Source organism: Spirosoma luteum DSM 19990 (assembly GCF_000374065.1).
Lineage (GTDB): Bacteria > Bacteroidota > Bacteroidia > Cytophagales > Spirosomataceae > Spirosoma > Spirosoma luteum.
This window is the reverse complement of sequence record NZ_KB893266.1, coordinates 56,938-71,291: the sequence shown is the minus strand read 5'-3', so window position 1 is coordinate 71,291 and position 14,354 is coordinate 56,938. Positions and strand designations below refer to the sequence as shown.

At 53.7% G+C, this 14,354-nt stretch carries 13 protein-coding genes; 12 read left to right on the top strand and 1 reads right to left on the bottom strand.

The genetic code is table 11. From position 1 onward, the window contains the following. Positions 1–802 precede the first annotated feature (802 nt). The 3 genes from B156_RS0117740 (at position 803) to B156_RS0117730 (ending at position 3,193) form a co-directional block, all read left to right on the top strand. Positions 803–1,063 (top strand): 4a-hydroxytetrahydrobiopterin dehydratase, encoded by a 261-nt coding sequence (locus B156_RS0117740; protein ID WP_281167524.1) that lies wholly within the window; start codon positions 803–805, stop codon positions 1,061–1,063. Positions 1,064–1,206: 143 nt separating this feature from the next. Then, complete coding sequence (gene rsmI, locus B156_RS0117735) at positions 1,207–1,980, top strand: 16S rRNA (cytidine(1402)-2'-O)-methyltransferase (protein WP_018621118.1); 774 nt, start codon at positions 1,207–1,209, stop codon at positions 1,978–1,980. Then, the gene (locus tag B156_RS0117730; protein WP_018621117.1) at positions 1,973–3,193 is read left to right on the top strand and encodes a lipoprotein N-acyltransferase Lnb domain-containing protein; all 1,221 of its coding nucleotides are present in this window, start codon (positions 1,973–1,975) and stop codon (positions 3,191–3,193) included. Before rsmI ends, B156_RS0117730 begins: the two co-directional genes overlap by 8 nt. 37 nt (positions 3,194–3,230) lie before the next feature. Here B156_RS0117730 and B156_RS0117725 read toward each other — a convergent pair whose 3' ends face one another. Further along, positions 3,231–3,941 (bottom strand): hypothetical protein, encoded by a 711-nt coding sequence (locus tag B156_RS0117725; protein ID WP_018621116.1) that lies wholly within the window; start codon positions 3,939–3,941, stop codon positions 3,231–3,233. 125 nt (positions 3,942–4,066) lie between these two features. On the opposite strand from B156_RS0117725, the gene B156_RS0117720 reads away from it, so the two are divergent. The 9 genes from B156_RS0117720 to B156_RS0117675 all read left to right on the top strand — a co-directional run bounded on the left by B156_RS0117720 (position 4,067) and on the right by B156_RS0117675 (position 14,338). Next, positions 4,067–5,359 carry an acetylxylan esterase gene (locus tag B156_RS0117720; protein WP_018621115.1) on the top strand — a complete coding sequence of 431 codons (1,293 nt, stop codon included), beginning with the start codon at positions 4,067–4,069 and terminating at the stop codon, positions 5,357–5,359. A gap of 113 nt (positions 5,360–5,472) precedes the next feature. Then, positions 5,473–6,405 carry a D-2-hydroxyacid dehydrogenase gene (locus B156_RS0117715; protein ID WP_018621114.1) on the top strand — a complete coding sequence of 311 codons (933 nt, stop codon included), beginning with the start codon at positions 5,473–5,475 and terminating at the stop codon, positions 6,403–6,405. A 142-nt stretch (positions 6,406–6,547) separates the two neighbouring features. Further along, positions 6,548–9,262, top strand: coding sequence for a DNA gyrase/topoisomerase IV subunit A (locus B156_RS0117710; RefSeq protein WP_018621113.1), 2,715 nt, complete (start codon positions 6,548–6,550; stop codon positions 9,260–9,262). Positions 9,263–9,286: 24 nt separating this feature from the next. Then, positions 9,287–9,661, top strand: a complete 375-nt coding sequence (locus tag B156_RS0117705) for a VOC family protein (RefSeq protein ID WP_018621112.1) — start codon at positions 9,287–9,289, stop codon at positions 9,659–9,661. A 4-nt stretch (positions 9,662–9,665) separates the two neighbouring features. Next, the gene (locus B156_RS29370) at positions 9,666–10,376 is read left to right on the top strand and encodes a SanA/YdcF family protein (RefSeq protein ID WP_018621111.1); all 711 of its coding nucleotides are present in this window, start codon (positions 9,666–9,668) and stop codon (positions 10,374–10,376) included. A gap of 562 nt (positions 10,377–10,938) precedes the next feature. Next, positions 10,939–11,517 carry a DinB family protein gene (locus B156_RS0117690; RefSeq protein WP_018621109.1) on the top strand — a complete coding sequence of 193 codons (579 nt, stop codon included), beginning with the start codon at positions 10,939–10,941 and terminating at the stop codon, positions 11,515–11,517. 106 nt (positions 11,518–11,623) lie between these two features. Further along, the gene (locus tag B156_RS0117685; RefSeq protein WP_018621108.1) at positions 11,624–12,058 is read left to right on the top strand and encodes an EVE domain-containing protein; all 435 of its coding nucleotides are present in this window, start codon (positions 11,624–11,626) and stop codon (positions 12,056–12,058) included. Positions 12,059–12,118: 60 nt separating this feature from the next. Further along, a complete protein-coding gene (locus tag B156_RS0117680) occupies positions 12,119–13,012 on the top strand; it encodes a class I SAM-dependent methyltransferase (protein ID WP_018621107.1) in 894 nt (297 codons plus the stop codon). A gap of 15 nt (positions 13,013–13,027) precedes the next feature. Continuing rightward, the gene (locus tag B156_RS0117675; protein WP_245563770.1) at positions 13,028–14,338 is read left to right on the top strand and encodes a tetratricopeptide repeat protein; all 1,311 of its coding nucleotides are present in this window, start codon (positions 13,028–13,030) and stop codon (positions 14,336–14,338) included. Positions 14,339–14,354: the final 16 nt, after the last annotated feature.

The window sequence follows — 14,354 nt, the reverse complement described above, 5'->3', positions numbered from 1 at the left end:
GACTAACGTTCAGTCCCCAGTACGCGGGGCTGGATGGCAGTCCGGTCAGCTTCTCGGTGGTCAACGAGCTGCTGCCCACCACCAATCCAGGGCCGTACAGTCTGACGCTCTACACGGACAATCCGGTCATTAGGCTTCAGGCAAGGCAAAGTGGNGTATCGAGCAGTTTCAGCTACGGGTGGCTGTCGGCCTGCAACCCGGGTGCCCGTCAGGCGGCCCTTGTGGAGGTGCCCCTAAGTGTGACGGTGCTGGGCAACCCGGTGGCGGGCGAAACGGTGGCCGTGGAGGTACGGGGCGCCGAGGGACAGCCATTGCAGCTGCAACTGAGGGACGAACGGGGCCACCTGGTCAGTGAGCAGTCAGTTGGAAAGGCCGGGGAAGTGGAGCGTCTGCCGCTCCACCTGGGCCGGGTTCCGGCGGGCGTGCTGCTGCTGCGGGTCAGTACGTCCACCCAAAGCCAGACACTCAAGCTGCTCAAAACGGAGTAGCCCTTATCTTCAACAGAGTGGTTTATAGAAAGAAGCCGCGCCCCTTTCGGGGAACGCGGCTTCTTTGGTGATTCGGAGGTTTTTGTGAACTGTGACCCAGGTAGGAGAGAGGAGGCCAAAAAAAGGGCCTTTTCTCGTTCAATAAAACCGCTCAGTTTAATCGTTCAGCGTTTCGAGTAGGGCTGAGGTGAGATTTTCTGAACGAAAAGAGGGGAACTGAATTGATAGAAGGCTAAATGCTGATCAGCATAGATTGGAAAATGAACGGTCTGTTCATCGGCATTGATTGTGAATAGTTGCCCGGAAAGTCGTTAATTCGACAGGAAAATAAAGACGTATACCCCATGTGGCAGGAACAGGATAACCAACTCACCCGCGATTTTACGTTCGCCGATTTCAGCGAGGCTTTCGCCTTTATGACCCGCGTGGCCCTTATTGCCGAGAAAATGGACCATCACCCGTGGTGGTCGAACGTGTATAATCAGGTGACCATCAAACTCTCCACCCACGACGCGGGTAATACCGTGACCGAGAAAGATCACAAACTGGCCAAGGCGATTGATAAGCTGGTGTAGGGCGGTCAAACTGACGGGTTCTGGTTAATACAGTGTGGTATCTTTTGGTTGCGTCGGCCAAAACCATCCGGGCATGAGACCGCACTGGCGGACCAGCAAGGTATTGCCGCACCGGCGTACCGGTCTCTACGCTATATTGCGGCATGAAACTTTACCTCGTGCCGACGCCCATCGGTAATCTGGACGATATTACGCTGCGGGCCATCAAAATCCTGCAAAGCGCGGATGCCATTCTGGCCGAAGATACCCGCACGTCGGGGGTGTTGCTGCGCCACCTCAACATCAGCAAGCCGCTCCATAGCTACCATATATTCAATGAACACCAGACCGTGCAGCGACTGGTGAACCAGTTAAAGGAGGGGAAAACGCTGGCGCTGGTGTCCGATGCGGGTACGCCGGGCATTTCGGACCCCGGTTTCCTGCTGGTGCGGGCCTGCATTCAGAATAATATCCCGGTCGAATGTTTGCCCGGTCCAACGGCGTTTGTGCCCGCGCTGGTCAACTCCGGCCTGCCCAATGACCGGTTTACGTTCGAGGGTTTTCTGCCCCATAAAAAAGGGCGGCAAACGCGTCTGGCCGAACTGGCAGGGGAGGAGCGAACCATGGTTTTCTACGAGTCGCCCCACCGGCTGCTCAAAACGCTCCAGCAATTCGCCGAGGTGTTCGGGGCTGACCGACCCGCCAGTGTTTCCCGGGAGCTGACCAAACTGTTCGAGGAAAATCAACGCGGCACATTGTCCGAACTTATTGCTTATTTTGCCCAAAAAACGATAAAAGGTGAACTGGTTGTCTGTGTGCAGGGAGAAACGGGGAAAAAGCAAAAGGGCCACAAAGCCGGCAAGCGCTACGAGGATGACAAGGAGGAACGGGATGAAGACGAGACCGACGATGACGATACTGGTGATGACGATGCGTGAACCCATGAAAAAACAACCCCTGCTACTCCTGCTGATCGTTTGTTTATCATTCATTATTCCTCATTCCTCATTCAGCCAAACCCTGTCCCCGGCCGCCCGGATGAGTCTGCTCACGGTGGGGCCGGGAGAAGACCTGTATTCCGTGTTTGGCCACACGGCTATCCGGGTGAATGACCCGGCGCAGAACGTAGACGTGACGTTTGGCTGGGGGGGCTTTCGGTACGAAGATAATTTTTACGTGAAGTTTCTGCGTGGTACGCTGCCGTACTACATCGACGCGTATGACATGTACCCGTTTCTATACGCGTATCAGGCCGAGAATCGAACTGTTCGGGAGCAGGTGCTGAATCTGTCGCCGGTGCAGAAACAGCAGCTTTACGCCGTGCTGCTGAAAAATATGCTGCCCGAAAACAGGACCTACCAGTATAAATTCTTTTACGACAACTGCGCCACCCGGCCCCGCGACAAACTGGCCGAAGCCTGTGGTGACAGCCTGACGATTCCGTCCCGTAATAGGATGACCGGTAAATCGTACCGCGACTGGATGAATATGTACCTCGATAAAAGCGTGAAGCCCTGGGCCAAGCTGGGCATGAACCTGGCCATTGGTCAACCCGCCGACGTGAAAACGGACGGCTGGCACGCCATGTATTTGCCCGATCAGGTACACGACCAGATGGGGCAGGCCACCCTCAAAAAGGCGGATGGGCGGGTCGAGCCCCTGGTGTCGTCTGATCAAACATTATTCGAAGCCCGGCAGACGTTTCGGCAACAAATTCCTCTGTTTTTCGATCCTAACGTCGTTTTTGCCCTCATCGCCATCGCGGTAACGGTCTTTACCATCCGCCGGTATCAGTTTGGCCGGGTCGACCGCTGGGCCGACCGGTTGCTGTTTGGGGTTTCGGGCTTTCTGGGCTGGTTTCTGTACCTGCTCTGGGTGGGTACGGATCACGGCGTAACGGCCTGGAACCCCACGCTGCTGTACCTGATGCCGCTGCACCTGCCACTGGTTTACTGGGCAACCGGTAAAGGGACAACGGCCCGTCGGCGAACGGTTTACTTTGGTATCACCGCCCTATTCATCCTTTTGGGTATGTTCCTCTCCAAAGTGCCGGGGGGCGTCGATGTGCTGTTTCCCATGACCCTGCTGGGCCGGTGTATCGTGAACCTGCAACCCCGCAGCGGGCCGCAACCGCTGATGCGCGTTTCCTGATGGACAACAGCAGGCGGGGGCGGCCCACTTGTTTGGCCTACTTTTCCCGACTCCAGATTTCATCCACCGCACCACCCGTCGAACTCTGCCCCGTATGGTGCCACTCATCACCATTGATGGCGGCCCCAAATGTCAGCGAACGCCCTGTCCGGCTGTTGTCACGGGAGAAAAAGTCGATGGACTCGGTGTAGTTACCACCGGATAGGGTATAGGTGCCACCCCCCGTGCCAAAAAACTGCTTTGTCTCCGGATTAAGGGCTACCCACTGAAACCGGCTGCCGGTTAGCAGCTTGATGGTTTTGCGTGGCCCCCTGACCATAGGTGTCCGCTGGCCTCCCTGCACCGTCCGGGCCGTAATACGCCACAGACCCGTCAGGGCCGTGGGCGATTCGATAATACGGCTAAACGTCTGGTCGCCAGAGGGAGTTGCCAGTGTCAACAGGTCGTCACGAAGGGTAAACCGGTACGCATCGGGCTGTCCTACCCGGCTGCTATCGGCGGTATCGAACTCCGACGTTACCCGCAACTGACCGGCTTCCTGCTTATAGGGACCACCTTTTGTAGCCACAAACCGGGATGGTTCGTAGGTCGTTTGCATCAGATAACCATCGGCTATGGTTATCAGGGTCGTCCTGCCTGCATCCTGCGAGCGCCACGTTCCGGCCAGGGGGTTGGTCTGTTGTGGTCGAAGCGCGGAGACAAGGCTAAACGGAACCAAAAGCAACAGGAAAATGTGTTTTTTTGTCATGGCTAACGGCTTTTGCTGGTTACTGAAAAAGTACGGGATACCAATCAGGGCACTTCACTAGCGGTTACCCCATCAGGTAAGTTCGGCAGCCTTTTTACTTTAGCTCCTAAACGCCTTTTTCGTCTATGAAACGTCTGCTCCTTGTTCTATGTTTTTTTTGCTTTGCTGAAGGGATAGCCCAGCCATCCCAACGGCTCGTAAACGTTATCGTCACCCCCGACCATGCCGACTGGCTCTATAAACCCGGCGAGCCCGTTAAATTTACCATATCCGTTTACCGGAACAACGTGTTGCTGCGGGATGCGAAACTCCACTATGAAATAGGTCCGGAGAAGATGGAGCCGACCAAAAAAGAAACCGTTACCCTCAAAGACGGCACGCTGGCACTGAATGCGGGCACGATGAAAACACCGGGTTTCCTGCGCTGTATCGCTACGGTGGAGGTTGATGGGAAGGAGTACCGGGGGCTGACAACGGCGGGATTTGAGCCACAGAGCATCAAACCAACGGTAGCCAACCCGGCCGATTTCACTACTTTCTGGACCGATGCCAAAGCCGACCTGGCCAAAATTCCGGTCGATGCCCGCATGACACTCCTGCCCGAACGCTGCACCGCCCTCACGAACGTGTACCACCTGAGTTTGCAAAACGTCAATAACTCGCGATTTTACGGCATTTTGTGCGTACCCAAAAAAGAAGGGAAATACCCGGCTATTCTGCGGGTGCCGGGCGCGGGCGTCAGGCCCTACAACGGAATGATTACCGAGGCTGATAAAGGATTCATTACCCTCGAAGTGGGTATTCATGGCGTGCCGGTCACGATGGACCCCAGCGTGTATGTCGACCTGGCACGGGGGCCGCTGAACGGGTATCAGATGGCCGACCTGGACAACCGCGACCGGTATTATTACAAACGGGTGTATTTGGGTTGCGTTCGGGCGGTGGATTTTCTGGCAGAAATGCCGCAGTACGACGGGCAGAATATGGCCGTTACGGGTGGTAGTCAGGGTGGCGCACTGAGCATTATAACCGCCGGACTGGATGCTCGCATCAAATTGCTGGGAGCCTTCTACCCGGCACTGAGCGATGTAACGGGCTACCTCAACGGCCGGGCCGGTGGCTGGCCTCACCTGTTCTCGGGCAACAATCTGGCGTTCAATAACAAACCCGACCGCATTAAAACAACGGGCTATTACGACGTAGTTAACTTTGCCCGGCTGGTAAACGTGCCGGGTCGGTACGCCTGGGGTTTTAATGACGAGACCTGTCCGCCCACCTCCATGTACGCTGCCTATAATGTGATTCCTGGCCAAAAAACACTGGATATAGATTACCTCGATACGGGCCACTGGACCTACCCCGAAGAAACGGAAAAAATGATGGCCTGGCTGATGGGGCAATTGAAAGGGGAGAAATGAAACATGGTTTACGGTTTAAAGTTTACGGTTTATGGCTGGCTGACGCTTCACCAATTAGGCGTCAGCCAGCCATAAACCGTAAACTTTAAACCGTAAACCCCAAATAAATAACCATGCAACTTTTTGTTAGTACAACCCTTTCCGATACAGGTAAAGCGGAACTTCAACAACAACTTCCCCCGGATATCACCGCCCGCTTCCGGCAGGATCTGCCCGAAGTGGAACAGCTGGCTGCTTTTCGCGCGGCCGATTTAGTGCTGGGTAACCCGCCGGTCGCCTGGTTTTCGGAACCCCTGCCAACCCTGAAATTCTGGCAACTGGATTCGGCGGGTTTCGATGGGTACCAGGCTGTTCAGGTTCCCGCTCAACTGGCCAACATGGGGGATTATTTTGCCCGCCCCTGCGCCGAAACCATGATGGCGGGTATACTGGCCCTATACCGCTGCATTCCCGAACTGGTGCTGCTGCAAAGCCAATCGGAATGGGTAGGCGTCCCCATTCGCGCCCGTACCAATTCGCTCTGGCAAAAACGGGTCGTTATTCTGGGGACCGGCACCATCGGTCAGGCGGTGCTCGGGATGCTGAGCGGCTTCGCCTGCCAGACAAAAATGCTGGCCCGTACGGACCCAAAAGCCGATTTACACACGGTTGATGAATTGAAAGCCGTACTCCCCGAAACCGATATCGTTATCAACTGCCTGCCCGGTACGGCGGCCGGTTTTTTTTCGGCCGATGTGATTGCCGCCATGAAGCCCGGTAGCCTGTATGCCAACGTAGGCCGGGGCAACACCACCGATGAACCAGCCCTGATTCAGGCTCTGAAAGACGGTCGGCTGGGGGGGGCAGTGCTGGACGTAACCGACCGGGAACCGCTGCCCGCCGATAGTCCGCTCTGGACATTACCCAATGTACTGCTCACCCAGCATTCTGGCGGGGGACAGCCCGACGAGGCCGCTGGCAAAGTGGCGCAGTTCAGGCGGAATCTGGAGCGCTTCCGGGCGGGGAAGCCGCTGGAAAATCCGGTCGAATTAAACCGGGGTTATTGAAAAAAAATGGGGCAAATAGTCCCTTTAATGGGTAATATGCCCGTTTTTTCAACTTTTATTTGTATATTTAAAGGATTGAACAAGCACCCGGCCATTTGGTAAAATCCGGGCGAATCCACTGAGCAGTTCCCGTAAGAAGTCAATGATAAACGAAGAAAATGAACAGCCGATTGGGGACGATAACCAGCAGCCCGAAGCCGAATTTAGTGCCGACGGAACCGAACTGACGGACGACCCCGAACCGGATGAACAACCGATTGAACCCCCCACTGATGTATTGCATGCGCAGACCGTTGTATCGGGGCTGTACGAAAATTATTTCCTCGACTACGCGTCCTACGTCATCCTGGAGCGGGCCGTTCCCGCCGTTGAAGATGGGCTGAAACCCGTTCAGCGCCGGATTCTGCACGCGCTCAAGGAAATGGACGATGGCCGCTTCAACAAAGTAGCCAACGTAATCGGGCAGACCATGCAGTTTCACCCGCATGGCGATGCCTCCATTGGGGAAGCCCTGGTGAACATTGGCCAGAAAGAGCTGCTGTTCGATACGCAGGGGAGCTGGGGCGATGTCCGCACGGGCGACGGGGCTGCCGCCCCCCGCTACATCGAAGTCCGGCTGTCGAAGTTTGCGCAGGATGCCATTTACAATGATAAGACTACCGAGTGGCAGCTATCCTACGATGGCCGCAAGCGGGAGCCGGTTACTCTGCCGGTTAAGTTTCCGCTGCTGCTGGCACAGGGGGTGGAAGGGATTGCCGTGGGGCTTTCGACCAAGATTTTACCCCACAACTTCAACGAACTGATTGACGCGTCGATCAATATTCTCAAGGATAAACCCGTTTCCCTATTTCCCGATTTTCAGACCGGTGGGCTGATTGACGTTAGTAATTACAATGACGGGCATCGGGGCGGCAAAGTGCGGGTACGGGCCAAAATTGAAGAAGTTGACAAGAAGACCCTCGCCATTCGCGATGTGCCCTACGGGGTGACCACCCCGCAGTTGATCGACTCCATCGTGAAAGCGGCCGAGCTGGGCAAGATTCGGATCAAAGCCCCCAGCCGGACGGTAGCCGCCGTGGTCGATAATACGGCCAGGGATGTGGAGATTCTGGTCAACCTCCAACCCGGTGTGTCGCCCGATGTGTCGATTGATGCGCTGTACGCCTTCACGGATTGCGAGGTGAGCATTTCGCCCAACGCCTGCGTTATCATCGGGGATAAACCCCACTTCGTCAGCGTAACCGACATTCTGCGGGTCAACACCCACCAAACGGTGCAGTTGTTGCAACGCGAACTGGAAATCCGGCGTAATGAATTGATGGAGCGGTTGCTGTACAGTTCGCTCGAAAAAGTATTCATCGAGAACCGGATTTACCGGAAAATTGAAGAGTGCGAAACCTTCGAGGCCGTACTCGAAACGATTGATAAAGCCCTTAAGCCCTATAAAAAGCTATTTTACCGGGCTATCACGCAGGATGACCTGATTAGGCTAACCGAAATCAAGATCAAGCGTATTTCCAAATACGATGGCTTTAAGGCGGAGGAACTGATGCGCCGGCTGGAGCAGGAACTGGCCGAAACAGATGATAACCTGGCTAATATCACCCGCTACGCCATTGCCTATTATAAAGACCTGCAAAAGAAATACGGCAAAGGCCGCGAGCGAAAAACCGAAATCCGGGCCTTCAATACCATTGCCGCCAGCGTAGTGGCTGCGGCCAACCAGAAACTGTACGTCGACCGCGAAGGCGGGTTTGTTGGATCGGGGCTTAAAAAAGACGAATACGTTAGTGATTGTTCCGACATCGACGATATCATCGTTTTCCGGCGGGATGGCCGGTGCGTCGTAACGAAAGTTACGGATAAGGTATTCGTCGGCAAGGATATTGTGTACGTGTCAGTATTTAAGAAAGGCGACGAGCGTAAGATTTATAACCTCGTGTACCTGGATGGCAAGTCGGGTATCTCGATGGCCAAGCGATTCCCGATTACGGGTGTCACCCGCGACCGGGAGTATGACCTGACCATGGGCAACCCGAAGTCGAAGTTGACGTATTTTAGTGCGAACGATAATGGAGAAGCGGAAGTCATTACGGTGAACCTGACGGCCCAGTGCTCGGCCAAAATCAAGCAGTTCGACTTCGACTTCGCCAGCGTTGGCATCAAAAACCGGTCGGCGCAGGGAAATATTCTCACCAAGTATCCCGTTCGGAAACTCACGCAGAAATCGGGTGGGGTATCCACCCTGGGCGGGGTCGATATCTGGTACGATGAACACCTGGGTCGGCTTAACCGCGACGAACGGGGGCGTCTACTGGGGAATTTCGACGCGAAGGACAGTATATTGGTCGTTTATAAAGACGGGCAGTATGAACTGACAAGTTTTGACCTGACCAATCGCTACGAACCCAACGACGTAGCCAATTTGCTGAAATTCGACCCGGAAACGGTGCTGTCGGCGCTGTATTACGAAGCGAACCAGAAAGCATGGTACGTGAAGCGGTTTAAAGTAGAAACGACATCGCTGGATAAGAAATTTAGTTTTATCGGCGATGCCAAAGGGTCAAAGAATCTGGCTGTTACCGCCGATCAGTACCCGCGTATGGAGGTTATTCATCAGGTCAAAGAGCGGGGACCGCTGGAAAAAATGATTCTGGAACCCGAAGGGTTTATCGATGTGCGGGGCTGGAAAGCATTGGGGAATAAACTGCCCTTTGCCAAAGTGAAAGAGGTCAAGCTGCTGGCACCCAAAGTAGTGAAAGAGGGGGCAAAACCAGTCCCCGTGAGCGCTCCGAAAGGGATTGACCTGGTGGAGGCAGTCGAAAAAGAACCGGCCCAGTTAGGACTGTTTTCCTGAACGGTAAACGAATAAGTAAGTACGATGGCAGAAACAACATTACTCGGCCTGAGAACGGTTATTTATGCCGCCCCCGATTTAGCCGCGGTGAAAGCCTGGTATACAGACGCACTGGGTATCGCCCCTTATTTCGACCAGCCCTTTTACGTCGGGTTTTCGGTAGGCGGATATGAACTGGGACTGGTACCCGGTGCCGAACCCACCGTTGTCACGAATCCCGACACCCTGACTTACTGGGGCGTGGGCGATATTGGGCAGGTTATGACGCACTGGCTCGACCGGGGTGCTACCGTTCACACCAACATTCAGGAAGTAGGTGATGGAATAAAGACCGCAGCCGTCAACGATCCGTTTGGAAACGTAGTTGGTTTTATTGAAAATCCTCATTTTAGTCTATAAGTAAATGAACACGACTTTGGCAACGGACTATAGTAACGACACGCCCCACGAAGCGTCTGGCGTCCGGATAGCCAAGTGGGCCATCAAAGCCCTCATTGTGCTGGCCTTTTTCTTCGTCCTGGGTGTATTGCTCAGTAACTGGTGGGTCGTTTATAACACCCGCGACCAGATTTACTTCAATATGGATGAGTTACCCGCCAATGAATACGGACTGGTGCTGGGTACGAGCAAGTTTGTCCGGTCGGGTAAGGAGAATCTGTTCTTCCGATACCGCATGGAAGCAACGGCCCGACTATGGAAAGAGGGGAAAGTAAAGTACCTCATTTTAAGCGGCAACAATGACTCGGAGTATTATAACGAACCCGTTGATATGCAGCGGGCACTGATAAAACTTAACGTGCCGGAATCGGCTATGACGCTCGATTACGCGGGTTTCCGGACATTCGACTCCGTGGTACGGTGTAAGTCGGAGTTCAAACAGAACAAAATCACGATTATCTCCCAGAATTTCCACAACGCCCGGGCCCTGTACATTGGCAACCATGAGGGCATGGAAGCCATTGCTTTTGCCGCTCAGGATGTGCCCGACGGCTATTCTCTCCGTACCCTGATTCGGGAATACCTCGCCCGGCCCTACGCCCTGCTGGATGTGTACCTGCTGCATCCCCAACCCCGGAAAGGTAATCTGGAGCGCAGGCGTAACGCTACGGTATAACGCCTGGCAACCCTCCTGACCGTACAATAAAAACTACCTGTTTTTGGGCAATGAGCACCCCACGTGCCCATGGTAATGCGGTAGCGCAGTCTTTGCGTCGATAGATAGCCGGACCCGGGTAGGAACGGGCAGACAGGCAGGCGTAAATTGATTTATGGACCTATTTTCCCTTTTATGACTCATTATACCAGCCAGACTACGCTGTCTGAGGTTGTTTCCTGTGCGTGGAGAGAAGACAATTCTGAACCCGTAGACTGATGGCATGTTTATCAGTTTTTTTCGGAAGCCATCAATATTGGCTACCTTTGCTGATACTATAAAACCGGGTACGGTGTTTACCAATAACGCTGGGAAAATTGATGAACAGGGAGTAGTGAACCAATTAGTTTGCTACGATAGCCAGGAACTTTACAACCTGATAACACGATTGAAAACAAATACACGAGTCTGTGCAAAACGGAAAGCAACTCGTAACGACACAATATAAAAACTCTTTTTTAAGGATACCGTTTAGGGTGAATGAACCTACCGGCCCATCCAATCACCTTATCATCCATTCACAATGGTTCCAAACGACGAACTGATTCGCATTATTGACCTTCTGAATACAACCTACGAAGGGGAGGAAGCCTGGCACGGACCATCGGTAGTCGATGTGTTACGGGGAGTAACACCCGACATGGCCGGGAAACGAATTTCCCCCAATACGCACAGCATCGCCGAGCTTGTTTTTCACATGACGAGCTGGCGAATTTTTTGCGTCAAGAAAATGCAGGGCGATGAAGCGTTCGATATTACGACACCGAATAAAGATTTTGGTGCCCTGCCCGATAGAATTGATGATTTCGAGTGGGAAGCACTGGAGATGGAATTGAGCCTGAGCCAGGAAGAACTCATCAACGAACTCGACAAACGGGACGATGACGAATTTCTGGAGGACATCGTGCCGGGCCGGGATTATACGTATTATGACATGTTGCACGGCATCATCAACCACGATATGTACCATACCGGCCAGATCATGATTATGTACAAGACCCTACTCTTGAAAGGAGCAGGGGCGCGTCATACGGGCAGTGAAGCCGACGAATACGGCTCCCCATTTGGTAGTAGCAGCCACGAACAGGACGATTATTATTGATAAAGAGCGAATGAGTGAAAGAGCGAAAGTATGCTGGGAACGTTACTTATTTCACTCATTCGCTCTATTTCTCTTTCGCCCATTCACTCTTTCGCTCTTTCACTCATTGAATTACTGGCTCGTCAAATCCGAACCCGACGCGTACGGCTGGCATCATTTTATTGAACAGGGGCGTGCCGTCTGGGATGGCGTTCGCAACTATCAGGCGCGAAACAACCTGAAAACCATGAAATTGGGCGACCAGGTCCTGTTTTATCACAGTGTCACTAAACCAGCGGTGGTTGGGTTGGCAACGGTTGTTACCGAAGGCTATCCCGATCCTACCGCAGCCAGCGAGCCCGCCAGCAAAGGGGCGAAACCGTCGGGCTGGGTAGTGGTCGAACTGGAGCCGGTTATGGCACTGGACAAACCCGTGTCACTGGCCCGGATTAAAGCCGAACCCCTGCTGGCCAACCTCAGCCTCATCCGGCAGTCGCGCCTGTCGGTTATGCCCGTTCGGGCGGATGAATTCGAATTGATTTTAAAAATGGGACAGGAATAGAATGATAAATGATGAATGATAATCGAACCTGTCATTTATCATTCATCATTAAAAAAACACATGGCTGACATGCAACTGATCATTCCCGAACGCTGGGCGGAATACGAACTGATTGACTCGGGTAATTTTCAGAAGCTCGAACGGTTTGGCGACTTCATTCTGGCCCGGCCCGAACCGCAGGCTATCTGGGATAAATCACTCGCCGACCAGGAATGGACGCGGCTGGCTCATGCCATTTTCCAGCGCGACCGTCAGTCGCCGGAGCGGGGCGACTGGCAAACCAAGCCCAACATGCGTGACCCCTGGTATGTGTCGTTTCAGCAGGGCGGCTTAAACCTGAAGTTTAAGCTGGCTCTTACTACCTTCAAGCACGTTGGGCTGTTTCCTGAACAGGCTAACAACTGGGTGTATATCCACGATAAAATCAAATCGCTGGCTCCGACTGTAGCCCGGCCCAGCGTCCTGAATCTGTTTGCCTATACGGGTGGGGCATCGCTGGCAGCCCGTCAGGCCGGTGCCGAGGTGACGCACGTCGACGCGGTGAAACCGGTTATCAGCTGGGCGCGTGAAAATATGGATTACAGTGAGCTGACCAATATCCGCTGGATGGTAGAAGATGCCATGAAATTCGTTCGGCGTGAGGTGCGAAGGGGCAATCACTACAATGGCATCATTCTGGACCCTCCGGCGTATGGCCGTGGCCCCGCTGGCGAAAAATGGGTGCTCGAAGAACACCTGAATGAACTGCTCAAAGCCTGCGCCGACCTGCTGGATCGTACCGATTTTTTCTTTATCATCAATCTGTATTCGCTGGGGTTCTCTCCTCTCATCCTGGACAACCTGATGCAGCAGAATTTTGGCAGCGTACCAAATGCGGAGTGGGGTGAGCTGGCCGTGTCCGACCAGGCTCGTAAACGGCTGCCGCTGGGCGTATTCTACCGGTTTAGTTCGTAGATATAGAGCGAAAGAATGAAAGAGCGAAAGAATGAAAGAGCGAAAGTGCCAACCGGACTGCCGAACCGGAGCAATGGCCATTTAGCCTCGATTGGACGTTCCAATTGGGAATTTCGATTTGCCCTTTCCCTATTCCACACATTCGCTCTTTCGCTCTTTTTAATGGCCTGCAACGACGATAATCGGCAGGTGGCCCGTATTCCCGACTTCCCCAGATTTGACGATAGTACTCGGGTTGCCGGTGCACTTCGGGCACTAACCGGGGCTATCAATCAATCATCGCCCCCGTCGGCTTATGCTAAAAGGGCGGCTATTCTGCTCATGATGGGGCGGGTGAAAGAAGCCCTGGCCGATATTGATGAAGCCATTGAACGGAATGATAATGTAGGCGGGTATTACCTGACACGTGCTCAGGTTCTTCGGGCGCTGCACCGTCCTGCTCAGGCACTCCAGAATGCGCAGCGGGCTGAAATATTGGGTGTTGATACGCCCGAACTGTATACGCTTCAGGGAGATTTGCTGCAGCAGCAGAATCAGTTCGATAAAGCGAAGCTTTATGTAGCAAAAGCCCTTCAAATGGCTCCCTACGATGGCGAAGCGTACTTCTTTAAGGGCCTGATGACTGCCCGCCAGGGCGACACGGCGCAGGCACTGGTACTGTACCAGCAGTCATTACGGCTGAAACCCCGTTACCTGGAAACGTACAATCAACTGGCCTCCGTTTACCGGATCATTGGCGATATGAACACCGCCCTGGTGTATAATCAACAGGCCCTGCACTACTTCCCGAATAATGCCCGACTGTACTATGGCCGGGGATTAATCTATCATACCGAGGGTAAACCAGACAGTGCCATGCTGTATTATCAGCAAACAGTGAAGGTACAGCCATCGTACTATCAGGCGTATTTTCAAATGGGACTCCTCAACCAGAAATACCGGAATTACTACGGCGCACTGGCCAACTACCAGCGCGTTCAGGAACTGAGTCCTGCGTTTCCGCGTATAGATACGTACATTGGGTACTGCCACGAACAGATGGGGCAGTTTGAGCTGGCCATTGCGGCTTATACCAAAGCCACCCGGCAGAACGCCGGTGACCGACAGGCTGCTACTGGTTTATGGCGATCTCAACGCCATCAATACGTCAGGAACAACCCGTTTTTTTCGCCGGATACCGCGGCAAAAACGCTGAACCCAACACGAAGCCGTCCCGTACTCGATACGAGCCGGATTCGTATTTCGACCATTCAGCCCAGGAGCCGTGTAACATCAGGCACCAGCGATTCGCTGCAGCGAACGGTAAAACCGATTGGACAGAATTGATCAGGAAGCAGTACGC

Excerpts from the sequence above, each read along its gene's own strand:
- rsmI (WP_018621118.1), top strand. The coding sequence starts at position 1,207 with ATGAAACTTTACCTCGTGCCGACGCCCATCGGTAATCTGGACGATATT.
- B156_RS0117730 (WP_018621117.1), top strand. The coding sequence starts at position 1,973 with ATGCGTGAACCCATGAAAAAACAACCCCTGCTACTCCTGCTGATCGTT.
- B156_RS0117725 (WP_018621116.1), bottom strand. The coding sequence starts at position 3,941 with ATGACAAAAAAACACATTTTCCTGTTGCTTTTGGTTCCGTTTAGCCTT.
- B156_RS0117720 (WP_018621115.1), top strand. The coding sequence starts at position 4,067 with ATGAAACGTCTGCTCCTTGTTCTATGTTTTTTTTGCTTTGCTGAAGGG.
- B156_RS0117715 (WP_018621114.1), top strand. The coding sequence starts at position 5,473 with ATGCAACTTTTTGTTAGTACAACCCTTTCCGATACAGGTAAAGCGGAA.
- B156_RS0117710 (WP_018621113.1), top strand. The coding sequence starts at position 6,548 with ATGATAAACGAAGAAAATGAACAGCCGATTGGGGACGATAACCAGCAG.
- B156_RS0117705 (WP_018621112.1), top strand. The coding sequence starts at position 9,287 with ATGGCAGAAACAACATTACTCGGCCTGAGAACGGTTATTTATGCCGCC.
- B156_RS29370 (WP_018621111.1), top strand. The coding sequence starts at position 9,666 with ATGAACACGACTTTGGCAACGGACTATAGTAACGACACGCCCCACGAA.
- B156_RS0117690 (WP_018621109.1), top strand. The coding sequence starts at position 10,939 with ATGGTTCCAAACGACGAACTGATTCGCATTATTGACCTTCTGAATACA.
- B156_RS0117680 (WP_018621107.1), top strand. The coding sequence starts at position 12,119 with ATGGCTGACATGCAACTGATCATTCCCGAACGCTGGGCGGAATACGAA.
- B156_RS0117675 (WP_245563770.1), top strand. The coding sequence starts at position 13,028 with ATGAAAGAGCGAAAGAATGAAAGAGCGAAAGTGCCAACCGGACTGCCG.